General features: G+C 43.6%; 8 protein-coding genes. 5 read left to right on the forward strand and 3 right to left on the reverse strand.

The annotated features are described in order from the left end of the window. Window positions 1–154 precede the first annotated feature (154 nt). Window positions 155–3,631: an alpha-amylase gene (locus tag J7K40_14250; protein ID MCD6163558.1), complete on the forward strand. Its 3,477-nt coding sequence runs from the start codon at window positions 155–157 to the stop codon at window positions 3,629–3,631. A gap of 644 nt (window positions 3,632–4,275) precedes the next feature. Continuing rightward, the gene (locus tag J7K40_14255; protein ID MCD6163559.1) at window positions 4,276–12,957 is read left to right on the forward strand and encodes a hypothetical protein; all 8,682 of its coding nucleotides are present in this window, start codon (window positions 4,276–4,278) and stop codon (window positions 12,955–12,957) included. A gap of 327 nt (window positions 12,958–13,284) precedes the next feature. On the opposite strand, the gene istB is transcribed toward J7K40_14255, so the two are convergent. From istB to istA, 3 genes are all read right to left on the reverse strand, one after another. Next, the gene (istB, locus tag J7K40_14260; protein MCD6163560.1) at window positions 13,285–14,097 is read right to left on the reverse strand and encodes an IS21-like element helper ATPase IstB; all 813 of its coding nucleotides are present in this window, start codon (window positions 14,095–14,097) and stop codon (window positions 13,285–13,287) included. A 302-nt stretch (window positions 14,098–14,399) separates the two neighbouring features. Further along, a complete protein-coding gene (locus J7K40_14265) occupies window positions 14,400–14,681 on the reverse strand; it encodes a hypothetical protein (protein ID MCD6163561.1) in 282 nt (93 codons plus the stop codon). Beyond that, window positions 14,629–15,546 (reverse strand): IS21 family transposase, encoded by a 918-nt coding sequence (gene istA, locus J7K40_14270; protein ID MCD6163562.1) that lies wholly within the window; start codon window positions 15,544–15,546, stop codon window positions 14,629–14,631. Before istA ends, J7K40_14265 begins: the two co-directional genes overlap by 53 nt. A 349-nt stretch (window positions 15,547–15,895) precedes the next feature. On the opposite strand from istA, the gene J7K40_14275 reads away from it, so the two are divergent. From J7K40_14275 to J7K40_14285, 3 genes are all read left to right on the forward strand, one after another. Then, a complete protein-coding gene (locus J7K40_14275; GenBank protein MCD6163563.1) occupies window positions 15,896–16,039 on the forward strand; it encodes a hypothetical protein in 144 nt (47 codons plus the stop codon). Continuing rightward, window positions 16,036–16,362, forward strand: a complete 327-nt coding sequence (locus tag J7K40_14280; GenBank protein ID MCD6163564.1) for a hypothetical protein — start codon at window positions 16,036–16,038, stop codon at window positions 16,360–16,362. The genes J7K40_14275 and J7K40_14280 overlap by 4 nt, the downstream gene beginning before the upstream one ends. Before the next feature lie 220 nt (window positions 16,363–16,582). Then, a partial coding sequence (locus tag J7K40_14285; GenBank protein ID MCD6163565.1) for a zinc ribbon domain-containing protein occupies window positions 16,583–17,272 on the forward strand: 690 nt, incomplete at its 3' end.

Here is a 17,272-nt window from a genome sequence, read left to right on the forward strand (position 1 = left end):
GGTGCACGGGGACGTACGCCAACCGCCGAAAACACGAAAACCAGCCTGTTTTTTCCTTGGAAATCTTATCAGCAATATGATATAATGCCGACAAAGATATTGCAATCTTGAGGTATGCGTGAGATGATTCCGTATTTTAAGACAAAGGAGCCTAATGTCCGAACAATCGCTCTACGAAACCCTGCATAGCTATTTCCCATTCGGTTTTCATCTGTCTCGAAAATCATGGGAAAGATATGACATATTATCCTTGCTGGATGATTATAATCCCGATAAGCCAACCTCCGGTATTTATGCTATCCGGCGATTAGCCTACCGTATCAATAAAAAGAATATTCATCGCACGCGCTATAAAGAACCGGTCCAGACCGGACAGCTTGTCTCGATAGGGATTATCATCGATATTTTGCGATATATAATATTTACATACTGCCGCGAGGAAGTTCCCGGCGTTATTCCCCAAAGCCATAAATGGACAGCCAAACAGTTTGGACAAGCAATCATAGAAAAACCGCCGCCGGTATTTGTGAATCAATTTCCACCTCTGCCGGTAATGAAATCGCATCAAATCGAGGCTGAGTATCTTAAGGACACATCAGAAACGCTTTCAAACAGGGATAATATTACTGTCGAAATGATTCTGTTATCATTAGCGGCAGTTAATCCGGCATTTAAGCCATTTTTAGACCTCTTTGATGATACTGCTCTTAAACAACAATCGCCTTACAGGCCTTATGTTAAAAACATCGAGAATTATTTTAATACTCAACCGGACTTTTCTCCTTTGGGGATAAAGTTATTCGAATGCCTGCGTGCTCCTATGCTTGCCAGCCCCGATTCGCTTGAAGGTCAATTGATTTATATTAGAGACCGTTGGGCTAAATTCTTGCCTCTGGAACTGCTCAAAGAACTGTTGCTGGCCGCTGATATTCTAAGAGAAGAACAGCAGTTGCGCGGTTTAGGTCCCGGTCAAATCCGCGTTTTGCGGTTTGGAAAAGATGCTTATGGCTACGATTTTGACTATCCCGAACCTGCTCGTTTCAGCCGGGATGCCGATTGGATGTCGAATGTGGTCATTTTAGCCAAGTCAACATATATCTGGCTTGATCAGCTATCGAAAAAGTATAAGCGTGATATCAGAAACTTAAACGATATTCCCGATGAGGAACTCGACCGGCTTGCCCGATGGGGATTTACCGGACTATGGCTTATCGGGTTATGGGAACGCTCATCGGTTTCGCAAAAAATCAAACAGTATATGGGCAACCCCGAAGCCGCCGCGTCGGCTTATTCCCTCTATGATTATATTATAGCGGAAGACCTTGGGGGAGAAACCGCATTCCAGAACCTGCGTGATAGAGCCTGGCAAAGAGGCATCCGTCTCGCCAGCGATATGGTGCCCAATCATGTGGGCATTTTCTCGAAATGGGTTGTCGAACACCCGGACTGGTTCGTTCAAAATGATATTCCACCTTATCCCTGGTACAGATTTTCAGGCGAAGATTTATCTCCTGACCAGCGGGTTGGGATTATAATCGAGGACGGCTACTGGGAGCATCGCGATGCTGCAGTCGTTTTCAAGCGGGTAGATAAATTTACCGGCGATGTGAGATATATATATCATGGCAATGATGGCACCAGCATGCCCTGGAACGATACAGCCCAGCTTAATTTCCTTCTACCGGAGGTTCGCGAGGCTGTGATTCAGACAATTCTTCATGTGGCGCGCAAATGCCCAATCATTCGTTTTGATGCCGCTATGACCTTGGCAAAAAAGCATTATCAGCGGCTTTGGTTTCCCAAGCATGGCGATGGCGGGGCCATACCATCACGGGCTGAGTACGGCATGACAAAAGAGGAATTCGAGGCGGTTTTTCCAAAGGAATTCTGGCGTGAAGTTGTCGACCGTATAGCCAGCGAGACGCCCGATACATTACTTCTGGCTGAGGCATTCTGGCTGATGGAGGGTTATTTCGTTCGCACTCTCGGCATGCATCGCGTTTATAACAGCGCTTTTATGAATATGCTCAAAATGGAAGATAACGGCAAATATCGCAAGACCGTTAAAAATGTCCTCGAATTCAGCCCGGAAGTGCTAAAGCGATTTGTTAATTTTATGAATAATCCCGATGAAGATACTGCCGCTGCCCAATTTGGCAAAGGAGATAAATATTACGGCGTGGCGGTTCTTATGGTTACCATGCCGGGACTGCCTATGTTCGGTCATGGCCAGATTGAGGGTTTTACCGAAAAATACGGCATGGAATATCGGCGGGCATACTGGGACGAACAGGTTGACGAGGAAATGGTGCGCCGTCACGAGCGCGAGATTTTCCCGCTTATGAGACGGCGAAATCTATTCAGCGGCGCTGATAATTTCGCTTTCTACGATTTCAATTCGTCCGATGGCGGGGTCGATGAAAATGTTTTTGCATATACCAATCGGGCTGGTGATGAACGCGCGATTATTATTTACAACAATGCTTTCAACAATACTCGCGGCTGGATAAAGGTATCAACGCCTATTAATATCGGAAAAGGCGAGGAGAAAATCTTAAAAAGCAAAACCGTAGCGGAAGCCCTGACATTAAATGCGGACGAGGGCTATCTATATGTATTCCGCGACTATAAAGCGGGGCTTGATTATATTCGCAGCGGCAAGCAGATTGCCAAGGAAGGTATTTACGCCGAATTGCAGGCATATCAATATATAGCTTTTCTCGATTTCAGAGAAATATTCGACAGCGATGGCACATGGAGCAGCCTTGCCCGAAAACTCAATGGCGATGGCGCACCCAATATTGATGATGCCTACAGAGAAATGTTATTTGAACCGATTCTAATTCCTTTCAATAAAACATTAAACGCAGATATACTGCATCAAATAACTTCCGATTGCGATAAGGCGCGCCCGCATATAGAGAAAAATATTTTGCGTTTTCTGAATGCCGTTAAGGATTTTACCGGAGCTGATATAAGCGCTGATGAAATATATAAAGATATAATCAATGAATTAAAAACTATTCCAATCGATAGAAACCTCGATAGTAGTAAATTTGATGCTGATATTGTATCCGGTTTTCTATCTAAAGTCGATATGATAAACGCGCAGTCGTTAACGCATATAACTTTTGCCTGGATAATCATCCATCACCTGTGGCGGTTCGACTTGCAGGACGAAGCTGAGACCGCCTTAGTTTCATCAAGCGCCCCTCTGGAAAACTGGATGCTTAATACATATATTTATCGCGCTTTCAATGATTTCAGCCACAATGAAACTTATGCTTATTTTGATTCTTTGCTTGTAAATATTATAACTGTTTACGAAAAGCTGTTTATTGCAAATCATTCAAAAACCATTACCGAAATGATAAATGATATATTTGAAAATAAAACAGCGCAGGAATATTTGCAGTTTAATATGCATGATAATTTTCTCTATTTGAACAAAGAGCAGCTTGGAAGAATGGTCAATGCTTTACTGTTTGCAGCAATAGTGCATCTTCGGGCAAATGACAAACTCACTAATGATATTCTAAGATACGCTTTAACCAAAGCCAAGCAAATTCTTGACGCTGCTAATGGTGCGGGTTACCGGGTTGAGGACATTAAGCGGCTTTTGATAAAATAGCATAAATTGCAGGCCGCGAGATACAGCCTGCCGCGGCGCTTGCTCGAGGCAGGCTATATTCTTAAGCAATGCGAGGTTGTCACTTCTGTATAGACAACAATCCATGTTTTTTGATTTCTCGTTTATTTGTTTTAAATAATAGCTATCTAATAAGATATATCTCAGCATATATTCTCAGCTGGGGAAGGGAATGACAATTGGTAAATTTGTGTATAAAAAGACCGGACAAATAGTGTGTATTTATGTATAAAACCGCATAAAAAAACATTAAAAAAAGCAGCTTTTTTTAGTCTATAAAGCTAAATATTGCTTGACACCCAAAATAAAGCCGTTATCTTATTTTTGATAGGAAAATCAGAGGGGAAACTTAGTAAAATAGGTGTACTTCCATAATCAATGAAAGGGAATGAGGGGTAGCAGTTAACGGTTAAGTTAGAGGTGATTTAAAAAGTACATTTGCTGTTTATTTCTTAGAGAATTATTAGGCATAGTAAGTTCTGTGCTATAAGTAATTTTTAATAGTTGTTAGTTAAGCTAGGTTAATTAGCTTCAAAACGGGAATCAGGTAAATTTTTAGAGTTTTTTACAATTGTTATAATGTTTTATTCGTTTGAATTAACGAATAGTAACTTTTGGAGAAATGTATGAAAAAAACATCCTTAATATTCTTGGTTTTGATGATTTCAGTAGTCTTAGTCTCTTGGGCTTTTGCGGCTGATGAGGGAGCTAAATGGACTCCTCAGTATGGAGAAAAGGGCGAACTGTTAAATCCGGAACCATCAGTTATTCCATTCGGCAGGGTTGTTGATAATCAGGATTATCCTGTTCCTTTTATTGATACCCAGATTTTGTTTGAAGATTTCAACAACTGGGGACCTCAAGGCGATAATCCGCCAACTGGTTGGACAATCACCGATAATGGTGATGAAGACCCGGCTGTATGGAACGACAACGATTGGTATAAGTATTATAGCTCATCCTGGGGCGATACTGTTGCCAAAATTAATTACTCGCCTATAGAGAATCAAGATGAATGGCTGATTTCTCCGGCGATGGATTTTTCCGCCCGGACAAGTTACGACCAAATCTTTTTAAAGTTCAATCAGTATTACAACGACGGTTACGGCGATACCGATACCGGCTTTGTGATGGTTTACAATGGTACTGACTGGATTGCAGTTGATACGTTTCTTGCTGATATTGGCTCGTACTCGACTCCTAACGCTTATGAAAAAGATATAACCAGCGCGGCTAATAACAATGCCGGCGTTCAAGTAGCCTTCAAGTATGTCGGAAATAACGACTATTATTGGTACGTTGACAAAGTTGAAGTTGTAGGCGTTACATTACTTGCTGATGATGTTGCCAAAACGGCAATCAATGCACCAACAATGGCGATTGAGGGCTATAACTGGAATATACAAACAACTGTTAACAATCTTGGCACAAACGCCGCCACATTTGATGACAGCACCTACATCTACGAGATTGTTAAAACCCAGTACCTATTCGAAGACTTCGAAGGCGACTGGGGAGAATTCGGCGATAATCCGCCAACCGGCTGGACAATCTATGATTATGGCGATGAAGACCCGGCTGTTTGGAATAGCAACGATTGGTATAAGTATTATTATACTTCAACCTATGGCAATGTAGCCTGTGTTCGCTATACTCCGGCGGAACATTCGAATGAATGGCTGATTACTCCCGCCATTGATCTTAGCACTGTAAGCGAAAATATTTACATGGGTTTCCATACCTATTATAATTGGTATTCCTCCGACACCGCTTATGTGCTGGGAACAACTGACGACTTTACTACTATTGACACTTTGGCAGAGTGGATGACCGACCATACAAATGAATTCCCTGTTTGGGATATTACATCGTGGGCGGCGAATCAATCCGCTGTTAAGATTGCCTTTGTTTATCATGCCAATGATGATATGCTCTGGTATGTTAACGATGTAGAAATATTCTCGCTTTCTTACCCGCCTGCTACTTATGTTAGCGGCGAATCAATAACGGGCTTGACTTCATTGGCGGATACGCTGATAAGCTATACTAACACTTGGAATAGCCCTGATGCGAGCGAGTATATCATAACCAGCTTTACCGCTATGGCTTCCGATCTTGATAATTCCAACGATACCACAAGCGTCCAAATCACTTGCTATCCACATACTGGTTCAGGCGGTCCGGATGCTGGCTATTATTCGTGGGAAGACAACATCACTGGCACAGGCGGCGCCTATGGCTGGATTGATATTTCCACTTCCGGCACGCCTGTAACTTGGGATGGCGGTTCGAGCGATGACCGCTATACTTACGGCATCGCGATGGGCTTCGATTTCGACTTCTACGGCGGTACATTTAATCGTATCTTCGTTGATGAAAACGGTTTTGCCACTTTTGACTCAATTACTACTTCCGGTTATTCGAACTATAGAATCCCAACCACAAGCGGTTCTGAAAATCAAATCGCTCTTCTGTGGGATGACCTAAGCGGAGTCGATGAAGGAACTGCTTATTACTATACAAACAACGTCGACACCTTTATCATTTCCTATGAAAATTGGGATTTTGAAACCGATCACGCCCAGAGGATAGATATGCAGATGATCCTCTGTGGAGCGGATAACAGCGTCAAATTCCAATACCAAGAAGTTGGCCCGGTTATTTATACCAGTCATACCATTGGTATAGAGAATGGCGCTGGCGATATTGGTTTGTGCTATGAATACAATAATGATCCTATTGGCAGCATTGCCATGCCGGGCTTGGCTATTTCTTATAGCTACGACCCGCCGCAGATCGATGGTGCTTTAACATCGATTGATGTGCCTTTGGATGACGCTGTATTAGTAGTCGGCGAATCTGTTACTCCGACAGTTACCATCTCCTCTCTTGGCGATGATCCGATAACACCTTCAGTAACGTTCAAGATTTTTGATGAACTTGCTGATGAGGTCTATACAGCAACTGAGACTACGTCGGAAATTGCCGGCCATGGCTCTTTACAGTTTGCTTTCAGCACAGACTTCACGGTTCCTTCCGAAGGGGACTTTGATGTTTTGGCTTATGTTGAAATAACTGGTGATATCAATAATGCTAACGATACTGCAGCTTCTGTATTTGAGGCATACACTCACTACAGCACCGGCGGTCCGGATGGCTGGGGTTATCGCTTTATCGACAACATCAGTGTTGGAACAGCTCTGGATCTGCCAGCGCCTCCAACATTTAACTACATTGATATTACCTCAACTGGTACCTTTGCCGACGATGGCAGCGGTAACTATGGCTTATTCCCGATTGGATTCAGTTTCGAATTCTACGATCAGGTTTATATGAATATGTATATAAACGGCTATGGCTACCTAACCTTCGGCGACTACACAAGCTCCTCCACAAACGATTGCCCATTACCGTCCACATCCTCGCCTTATGACCCATTGATTGCCGGATTCTGGGATTACGGCTACTGCAATGCTTCATATGAAGGCGCGGTTTACTATCAGACATTTGGAACCTCGCCGGATATGTACACGGTAATCCAATTCCATAACTATAGACGCTCCAGCACTAATCTGGAATGGGAAATTATCCTTTATGAAAGCGGCGATATCCTGCTTCAATACTTAGATATTGATGAAGCTGGTTCCTACGGCGCCGGTCAGAGCGCTACGGTTGGTATCCAATCCATTGACAATCTTGTTCCTGATAGAGCTGGCTTGTCTTACGTTTGTAACGGCGACCCGGATGGCAATCTGCTGCGCGACAGTTTAGCGGTTCTGTACTATTACTATGAACCTGCTATTGACCCGATTATGGTTTCAGTTGATGCTCCCGCAGTCGGCGAAGTTGGCACAGCAACTTACCCATCGGTTACTGTTAAAAACAATGGTACTATTGAAACCACTATTGATGTTACTGTAAAGATTGTAAATCCCTCCGGAGATACTGTTTACAGTGCAACGGAAACTACTCCATCGATGGTTTATGAGACAGTGCAATCGTACACATTTGCGACTGGCTGGACTCCGGCTGTATCGGGTGTTCATACTATTTTAGCCTCCGTTTATGTTGATGGCGACGAATTCCCCGAAAACAACAATGCTCAAGGCTCCGCTACCATATTCGGTTCTGTTTTCGATTTTGAAAGCGGTAACGGCGGTTTGAAGGCAACAGCTGGTGATTGGCAATACGGCACGCCATCAGGTGAAGGTCCTGGCGGCGCACATTCCGGCGATTTCTGCTGGGGTACTGTGCTGAACGGTTTGCCAAACGAAAGCACGATTTCAAACCTCGATTTCATGCTTGATGTTACTCCGGCTCTGCCGTTTGCTCTTGATGAAGAAGTCCTTTTAACCGAAGGCTTTGAAAACGGCGGAAGCATTCCTACCGGCTGGACTGACAGTCCTGGTGACGATCCATGGCTGTATGACGACGGCACCGACCATGGTCCTGATGCTCCTCACAGCGGCAGTTATGCTGCTTTCTACAACAACTATGATTATAGCTCCGGTACTACCGATACTCTAATCTCCCCAAGTATGGACTTTTCTGCCTACAGCGGCAGTTATACAGTCGGCTACTGGGGATGGTGCAACGAAACAGGTCCGGACTCAATGGTTGTTTATCTTTATGAAGACGGCGCTTTAACTCGCTTAGGCAAAATGCTGTTAGTTTCAGAGTGGACTTACTTCAGTTATGATTTCAACTCCTCTGCGACAGACGGCAAGATTTACTTCATCGGCTACAGCAATTATGGATTTAAAAGTTCGTACATTGATGACGTTGAAGTTGCAGAACGCGCGCTTCCAACTGCCGACTTCCATTTCTACGAGTGGTATGACGGCTCGACTATGAGCTATTACTACAGAGTTTTAGCCGACTCTGGCAACGGTTATGAATTGCTGGATCAGTGGCAGGGCAGAGACGAGGAATGGAAACTGCATACAGTTAATCTTTCCGCCTACAGCGGCGTTGTAAAGATGCGTATGCAGATGGAAACAGGTACCTATATTTCCGGCTACCCCGGCTGGTATGTTGATGATTTCGCTTTTGATAATTGCGAATTCTACTACTATAGCGACGAGGTTGAAGTAGTCTCTATCGATTCGCCAGACGCAATAATTGATGGCGATGCTATTTACGATATTACTGCAACAGTTCGGAATAATGGTATTAGCACGGTATCCTTTGATGTAAAAGCCGAGGATAACCACGGTTGGCCTGCTCCGTTAAGAACAGTAACCGACCTGGCGCCTGATGCAACCGCGCAGGTTACATTCCCTTGCTGGTGGGCGCTTGCTTGCTCATCATACACAGTAAGTGTAACAACTCTTCTGCCGGGCGATCAGGATCCATCCAACGATACGTCCTCAAAGGATTTCGAAACAATACCGCCCTACAATACATTCGCAACGTATGATGATGGCATTGTAAACAGCGCCTGGCGTTTCACAATCGCTGATTATGTAATTGCCAACGAGTTTGTCGTACCGTTTGAGAATGTGCCGCTTTCTGCTATTACTTACGATTTCTATAAAACTTGGCCGGATGATGTCAGGGATTCTGTCAGAGTCAGCATCTTTGTAGATGGCGACGATGACGGCTTACCGGATCTCACGCCAATTTTGACTGATACGCTTGTAGTTGCAGATGTTGGCCCCACATTATGGGCTATTGATTGCGAAAACGATATCACATTAAATTGCGAGACCTTCTGGGCTGGCTATGCGCAGATTAATGACGATAATTCTGAAGCCATCTCTATCGACGACGGCAACGATTATGGCAAAGGCTGGGCTATGCAGTACGACGGTGTCGGCATGGTTTGGTACTGGTCGCAATACGATCCTTTCGATGGCGACAACATGATTCGCGCTTACTACACAGCCGATTCTTCAACTGCTCCTATTATGGCGCTTTCTCCTGAAAGCGTTTCAGGTTCTGCCAATGTTGGCGGCGCTGACGCTGATGTGGGAGCGCTTGAGAACACAAACATTACTGGCTGCGATCTTGAGTACACTGTTTCCGTGATGCAGACTGTCGGCACGCTTGCGTTGAATAATAATCTCCGCGGCGAACCGATGGCTTGGGTTGAAGAAACATACAAAGCTGTGGATCAAGGCATCGTCCAGAGCAATATCGAAAACAAGAAAATGACGCCGGTTTATCCGCCAATGACGCTTGGCGCCGGTGGTCCTGATGCTTTCGGCTACTCATGGACTGATTCTGATGAATCGGGAGGCCCGACATACGGCTGGGTCGATATTTCAACTATCGGCACAGAAATAAGCTGGTATTACGGTACAGTTGATGATGGTTATACGGACCCGATACCGATGGGTATGAATTTCAGCTTCTACGGCGCTGATTATAATAGCCTAGTAGTTGGAACTAATGGCTGGGCTTCATTCGTAGCACAGAGCAACGCCCATTATGGCGACGATCCAATTCCTGATTCTGATGACCCTAACGCCTTATTGGCTGTCTATTGGGATGATATGGACGGCGGTTCTGTCGGTCATTGCTACTATTACCATGATGCGACTGAAAACCAGTTCATCGTATCTTGGGTAGGCTGGCCGCATTATCCGGATCCAAACGATCCTGTCGATTTCCAGATTATTCTCGATGCTGATGACGGTACTGTTCTCTATCAGTATGGCACTGGCACATTTGATAACGATAATACTACCGGTATCGAAGATGAGAATGGCGCTGTCGGCTTGGAAGTTTGCCACAACCAGACTTACATTACCAATAGTCTTGCTGTTCTGATTGAGCCTCCGCCAGTATGGCTGACAACCGACTTAGTTGACGGCTCGTTAGCTCCCGGTACGGTTCTGGAAATTGAAGACTTCAATATCTTCATGGATGCTTCCAAACTCGATTGCGGAGTTTACAATGGCGCTATTGTCGTTAGCTCCAACGATCCTGTTAATCCGGTTGCTCAGATGGATGTTGATTTCACCGTAGGAAGCACCTTAAACGGCGTAGTTACCGATGCTGGCGATGAGCCCATCGAAAACGTTGTGGTGAATCTCTACGATGTCAATATTCTTATGACTGAAGGCTTTGAATCCGGCGCTTTGCCAACTGGCTGGACTGACAGCCCCGGTACTGATTATCCGTGGTTGTATGGCGATGGCACACAACGCGGTCCTGGTGCTCCTCATACCGGAGATTATGCTGCCTATTACGATATCTACAACTACACCTACAACGCTGAAGATTCTCTGATTACACCCAGCATGGATTACTCTGCTCTCGGCGGCAGTTATGCTGTAAGTTTCTGGTACTGGCAGGGCGGCACAAGCTCTGATTCTCTCATCGTTTATCTTTCTGAGGACGGCGTTCTCACACGTTTGGGACGTCCAACTCATTCCGAATCATGGACTCAATTCTCCTACAACTTCAGCACTACCACAACCAACGGTAAAATCTACTTTGTCGGCTACAGCAGGTATGGATTCCAAGACCTGTATATTGACGATGTAATGATTACCGGCGGTAAGGCTATTATCGCAACCGATATGACTAACGAATTTGGTGAATACGAAATCCCATGCTTGAACTCCGGTACATACAGTATCGACTTCGTCTTATCTGGTTACTATGATGCCGGTGATATTGTTACAATATCAGAAGGTTCTACAACAACCCTTGATATGGTCATGCATATGCCTGCGGTTTACAGCGGTACGGTTACCGATTTCTATGCTGCTCCGCTTGGAGACGTTCATGTCTGGGCTGAGGTACCAACTGTAGTTGGATCATTCAGCAATGGAATGAATTCTAAGGAAGATGGACAATCAAAGGTTCCCGCTATGTCATTATCAATGAAAGCTGACGGCAAATTAGATATTGCCGGTCAACTATTTGGTAAAGACAATAGCAGGGATGTCGGTAAAACACAGCCTACTCCATACACAGGCAATATCAAAGAGGTCTATTCGAATGGTTATCAGCCGCCGTTAGCGGATGCTGAATACTGTGAGATAATTACGACCAACGATCAATACTATGTTGGCGGCGGCTGGTTTACTGGCGGCGAATCATACGCCGTATTCCAGGATCCTGCTGATTGCGAACTCGATCCTACCTATCCGTATCTGGTTACCGGTATGAAGTTCGCTATGAGGCTCGACCCGGTTGCGACCGAAAATCAGTGGTTGAAATACTATGCAATTGTAGTTGATGCTGATATGACTACGCCAACTTGTCCGGTTCCGACTGATGATATTCTTTATATGGGCGCGCTTGATTCAACCGAGTTTGCTCCGGGCGATTTCTTCTGGATGTCATCTCCTGCAGCTGCTGTTGTTAATGGCCCGTATTTCATGGGTGTTTATTTCCCTGATGCTCAAACCAACTTCCAACTGCCTCTTGAGAATGCACTCAGCGCTTACTGTCTGAGCTACAACGATTATGGTGGTGGTTGGGTTGATTTCGCCGCGGCAGCTTGGAATCTTAACTTAAGCAACCTGTGGCGTTCTGAAGGCTACAGCACCAGCATCGACAATATCGTAACTGAAACATGGACTGCTGGCGATGGAACATACTCTCTGAATCTCACACCTGGTAATTACGTAATACATTACGATACTACCGGCTGGGATTCTCAGATAACTGATCCGTTTGCCGCTGGCCTTGACGATGTATTTACTAATGATGTTGTCATGCGCCGTCCTGGTTCACTCAGCGGTAATGTTACTGAAGACGCTATTCCGCTTGAGAACGTTCATGTTGTTGTTGATGACGGTTCGCGCGCTGTTATCGGTGAAGATTACACCGATGAATTCGGCGACTACTCAATTCCGGGCATTTACGATGGCGACTACACTATCACGTTTGCGCTGGAAGATTACGATTCTATAATCGTAGCCAGCCAGCATATCAATGATGGTGAAGACCTTGTTATGAACCAATTGATGGAAAAATCAGGATATGCCTATCTGCCTGGCGATGCGAACATGTACAACGGTTTGTGGAAACCAGGTTTCATTGGTGCGGATGTTATTTACTTAGTTGGCTACTTCACAGGTACCGAAACCTCGCTGCCATGCTTACTTGATGGTTTCTGGGCTTCGGCTGATGCTAACGGTGACTGCACAATACTTGGTGGTGATGTAATAAGAATGGTTCAATACTTCAGAGGCGCTGAAGTTGTAATCGAATACTGTCCCGATTACATCCCGCTCTGGCTCACTCCTGAGGATGCTCCAGAGACAGCTCCTGACGGTTGGCCAAACTGCGATACTCCGCCAGTATTGATGGGTACTAAGGTTGTACCATCTGGTTCTACTAAATAAACATTGAAATCTTCATGGCTGTTCGTTTTTGCGAACAGCCATGCGGCTAACGGAGTTTATTAGCAGAAAGCTAAAACACACAAGGAAGTCGGAATAACCGACTTCCTTGTTTTTTTGCTGAAACACCTCGATTCGCTTTCGTAACCTTATTTAATCCCGACTTTGACAGTTAACGCATAATTTGATAAACAGTTTTGTTGATATACAACAAGTTAGAGCGATGAATATCCAGTATTTGTTGTGTATGTGTCACGGGTCGGGTTAAAATGTACCACTCAGTGGTTAAAAATAGCCCTTGTAAATAGGGCTATCAATCTCTTTTCTTAGTTATTTCTTATTTTGTTTTATAATATCATCCTTTTTTAATTTTAATAATATCTTCTTTCTTCCTTGACGTTTGATGCTGTCTTTAAAACGATAACTTTCACCATTCATCTCTAATATATGCACCCTGTGAATCAAACGGTCTAGTAAAGTGCCGGCGAGTCTTTCGCTGCCCAACACTTCGGTCCACTGATCAAACGGCAGATTGGTGGTTGCTATCACACTGCCGCGTTCATAACGTTCCGCAAAGAATTCGAATAAAAGTTCGGCGCCAGTCTTTGAGAACGGCACATAACCGAACTCATCAACTATAATCAAGTCCTGGCGAGACAGCCGCTTTTTGAGCCGGAGCAGAACTCTATCATCTCGAGCTTCTAAAAGCGCTGTCACCAATCCGGCGGCGGTGAAGAATTTTACCTTGAAACCCTCCCGACAGGCTGACAATCCCAAAGCTGCAGCTATATGAGATTTACCCGTGCCGCTGTTGCCTACCGCCAAAATATTCTCCCGCTTTTTGATATACTCGCAAGCTGTCAACTCTAAGACCAGTCGTTTATTAAGGCTGGGAATGGCCATAAAATCAAACGAATCAAGCGTCTTGATTATTGGAAAACCCGCCTGTTTGATTCGTCTTTCCGTGCCCTTCCGCTCACGCTCTATCAACTCAAGTTCCGAAAGCTGCATGAGAAAACCGGCTGAATCAGTTTTCTCCTTAGCACACTGAGCCGCCACTTTCTGATACTCACTCAGAAACACCGGCAGCTTTAAAGCTTTAAGATTATGTGATAACAGAACCGATACATTGCCGTTGCTCATAATTGCTCTCCGGTCAAAAGAGCCTGATAACAAGATGCGTCAACGCTTTTAATATTGATTACAGGAAGAGCCGCCAGCCTCTGTTCTGATAAACGAACCGCTTCGAATAACGGATCTTTGCCGGACATGATTAACATATTAATTGATTCAAAATTAACGGCATTATACTCAAATGCTTTCTCTATCGCCCTTTCGACCTCTGAGGTCCCGAAGTCTCTGAGCAGCTGCAGTATCTTGATGTATTCACGCTTGCCGGGATTACCGTTCCTGGCTTCAAAGTACCGCCTGAGCGTTGCAAAACATCAGGGCAACTCCCATGAGCTAAAAGGCAAGGCGCCATCCAAACCTCCCGGTTTACGCTCCAGTAAAGGCAGGTAATGCCGTGGATCAAAAATAAACTCATCCTTCTGATAACAGCGTTGGTGAACTGCTATCACCAAAGCCTTATGACAGATATTGATTTTATCGACATAGGCCTTGACAGTCACTTCCCGATAGGCATATTCAACCGGCACCGAGTAGCTGTTAGTCTTAAAGTGTACTAAAGACAGGCTGGTTACCCGACGTTCTTTTACGGCAAGCATCAAACGGTTCAGACGGCAGCTGCCGAAAGGTACTGCGCTCCTGCTCTAAAAGCTCACCGATAGTTTTATTCTTGCCGGCAGCTTTCATGGATAAACGTTTCCGGCACCGGTCAAGAAGATAGCTGTTAAGCTTCTCCCAACTGTTAAACCTTGGCACCGGCACAAAAAAGTTGCGCTGAACGCAACCAACAATCCCTTCGACTACCCCTTTCTCATTGGGACGACCGACATTACAGAAACAGGATAAAAACAGGTAGTGGCTGCGCAGAGCTATGAAATCATCGGTGAGATCACGTTTTTTACCAGCAGTGCTCATCTTAGATTTGAATATCTTCTTAACCGCTGTGCTCATATTGTCGTACAGGTTTATCGGCGGAACCCCCTCATAAAACGCATAGGCTGAGTTATGCCCATCCTGGACTGCCTCAATAGCCTCTGTCTGATAGGCTTTAGCAAACACGGCATCGCTATAGGGCAAAACCATGCAAAACATATAAGCGGTACGCTCCTTGCCTTCGATGAACACCTTAGCCTGACCAAAATCTATCTGGCATGTTCCCGGCTTTTGCTCTAAAGGAAAATACACCTCTTTTAGACGAAGTCTCTTCTCTCGAACATAGTCTTTGACAATCGCGTGACCGCCATTAAAACCATGCTCCTGCTTGAGTCGGTCAAAGATACGCTTGGCCGTATGACGCTGCTTCTTCGGCGCTTGGTAATCAGTTTCCAATATTTGATTAATAATTGGTAAAAAGGGGCTTAGCTTGGGTTTAGGACGCGGTTTGGAAAGCCGGCAACCCGGCGGACTGGCATATAAAAGCATCTTGCTGACTGTCTTACGGTGAAGACCGGTGCGGCGAGATATCTCGTGCCTGCTTAAACCCTCGTTAAAAAAAGCCGGCGAACTAAATCATACTCATACAAAATCTTCATTCCTTTCCCTCCTGCTATTAGAAATCTCTAGTACCTACTTGCGTAGTTTAGCGTAATATGATTTCCTTTTCTGGTTACCAAGCTCTGCTTGGTAACCTATTGCTGGTACTTATGATAATCTAATGGCTTTTCGTTATCAAAACCAAATCATGTTAAACTGATTTTTTCAAGCAAGTACTAGTCTAATGCAGAAGATATCAGGAATGGTACACTTTTACTCCGCCGTTTTAATTAAATGCTTGGTACACTTTTCAACCGCCGTTTACAGTGATGTATCTAAAATGAGCTATGAAGATACTATCAAAGCTGATCCAAATGCTCAGATAATCTTTAGAGGATATGAAAAGCTATCAGAAGAAAAAAAGCATCAACTAAAAGATTATGTAGAGTTTCTATTGAAAAGGGATAGAGCAAAAGAAAAATGATAATTACTAAGAAACCTTTTTATCCAACATCTAAAATATCATTTTACTCAAATAGAGTGCTAAAGAATCTCAATCTTAAAGAACCACCAATTTTCACTAAACCGGTTTTAGAGTATTTTGGCATAAAACTCAGTATAATTGATACTCAATCAGATATAGATTTTGAAAAGGAATACGGAATAAAGTTCAACATTCCCGCATTTCTATACAATCATAGCGAAAAACCTAAGATATTTGTTAGAGAAGATGATAACCCTGAACGAAGAAAGCTTAGTATAATGCATGAGTGTGGCGTTTTGATATTCCTTGGCACACCGGGCTAACCTATCTGTGTGATAATTATGAAAATGAGGAAAGCGAATTACAACGAACCGAGCAGGAAGCATTTGAGCATGCAGCTCATATCCTATTTCCATCAGAAAGCTATTTTAATGATGCAATGAGTCTTCCATTAAGCCTGAACGCAATAGAGTTAATAGCAGACAGGTATAAAGTATCGTTTGAGGCTGCTGCAATACATTACATTAAATATAATCTCAATCCATGTGCAATTATTTGCTGAGTGGTCTAATACATTGTGGAAAATGTAATGCTAAGATGATTGGAAGTTCCGCAAAATCGGGACAGCATTTTTATTATGCTTGCCAAAATTATAGTAAGCGTGGAAAAAGTGTTTGCAATGCCAAACTAATCAATAAAAAGGAAATTGAGAATATTTTAATAGATCGAATTAAAACTCATGTTCTAACAGAAAAAAACTTAACAGAACTCTTAAACATAGTTATTGATGAATTAAATCAGTCTAATAAAGGATTTGAAAATAAGTTAAAATCAATTGATATGCAATTAAACGTACATCATAATAAACTCGATAAATTGTATTCTTCTCTTGAAACAGGCAAACTGGACATTGATGATATTGCCCCAAGGATAAAAGAACTCCGTAAACAAACAGATAAGTTTAATCTTAAAAGAAATGAGATTCAAGATGAAATACAAAATCCAACATTTATACCATTCGATTTGAAAATGCTAAAACACTATGTTAAAGACTTGGCGGATTTGCTTAATAAAGGTTCAATTATTGAGAGAAAATCGTTCCTTCGTTCATTTATTAAGCGGATTGTTGTTAACCATCCTGAAGTAAGAATTGACTATAAGTTACCTATTATCAATGAAAAAGACAGAAACCCCGAATCAGAAGTTCTGTCTATAATAAAACTGGCTCCCCGG

The sequence above is a fragment of the Candidatus Zixiibacteriota bacterium genome (assembly GCA_021159005.1).
In the GTDB taxonomy this organism is placed as follows: Bacteria; Zixibacteria; MSB-5A5; order UBA10806; family 4484-95; genus JAGGSN01.

Coding starts and splice junctions, on each gene's coding strand:
- J7K40_14275 (MCD6163563.1), top strand. CDS start 15,896: ATGAGCTATGAAGATACTATCAAAGCTGATCCAAATGCTCAGATAATC.
- istB (MCD6163560.1), bottom strand. CDS start 14,097: ATGAGCAACGGCAATGTATCGGTTCTGTTATCACATAATCTTAAAGCT.
- J7K40_14265 (MCD6163561.1), bottom strand. CDS start 14,681: ATGCTTGCCGTAAAAGAACGTCGGGTAACCAGCCTGTCTTTAGTACAC.
- J7K40_14255 (MCD6163559.1), top strand. CDS start 4,276: ATGAAAAAAACATCCTTAATATTCTTGGTTTTGATGATTTCAGTAGTC.
- J7K40_14280 (MCD6163564.1), top strand. CDS start 16,036: ATGATAATTACTAAGAAACCTTTTTATCCAACATCTAAAATATCATTT.
- J7K40_14250 (MCD6163558.1), top strand. CDS start 155: ATGTCCGAACAATCGCTCTACGAAACCCTGCATAGCTATTTCCCATTC.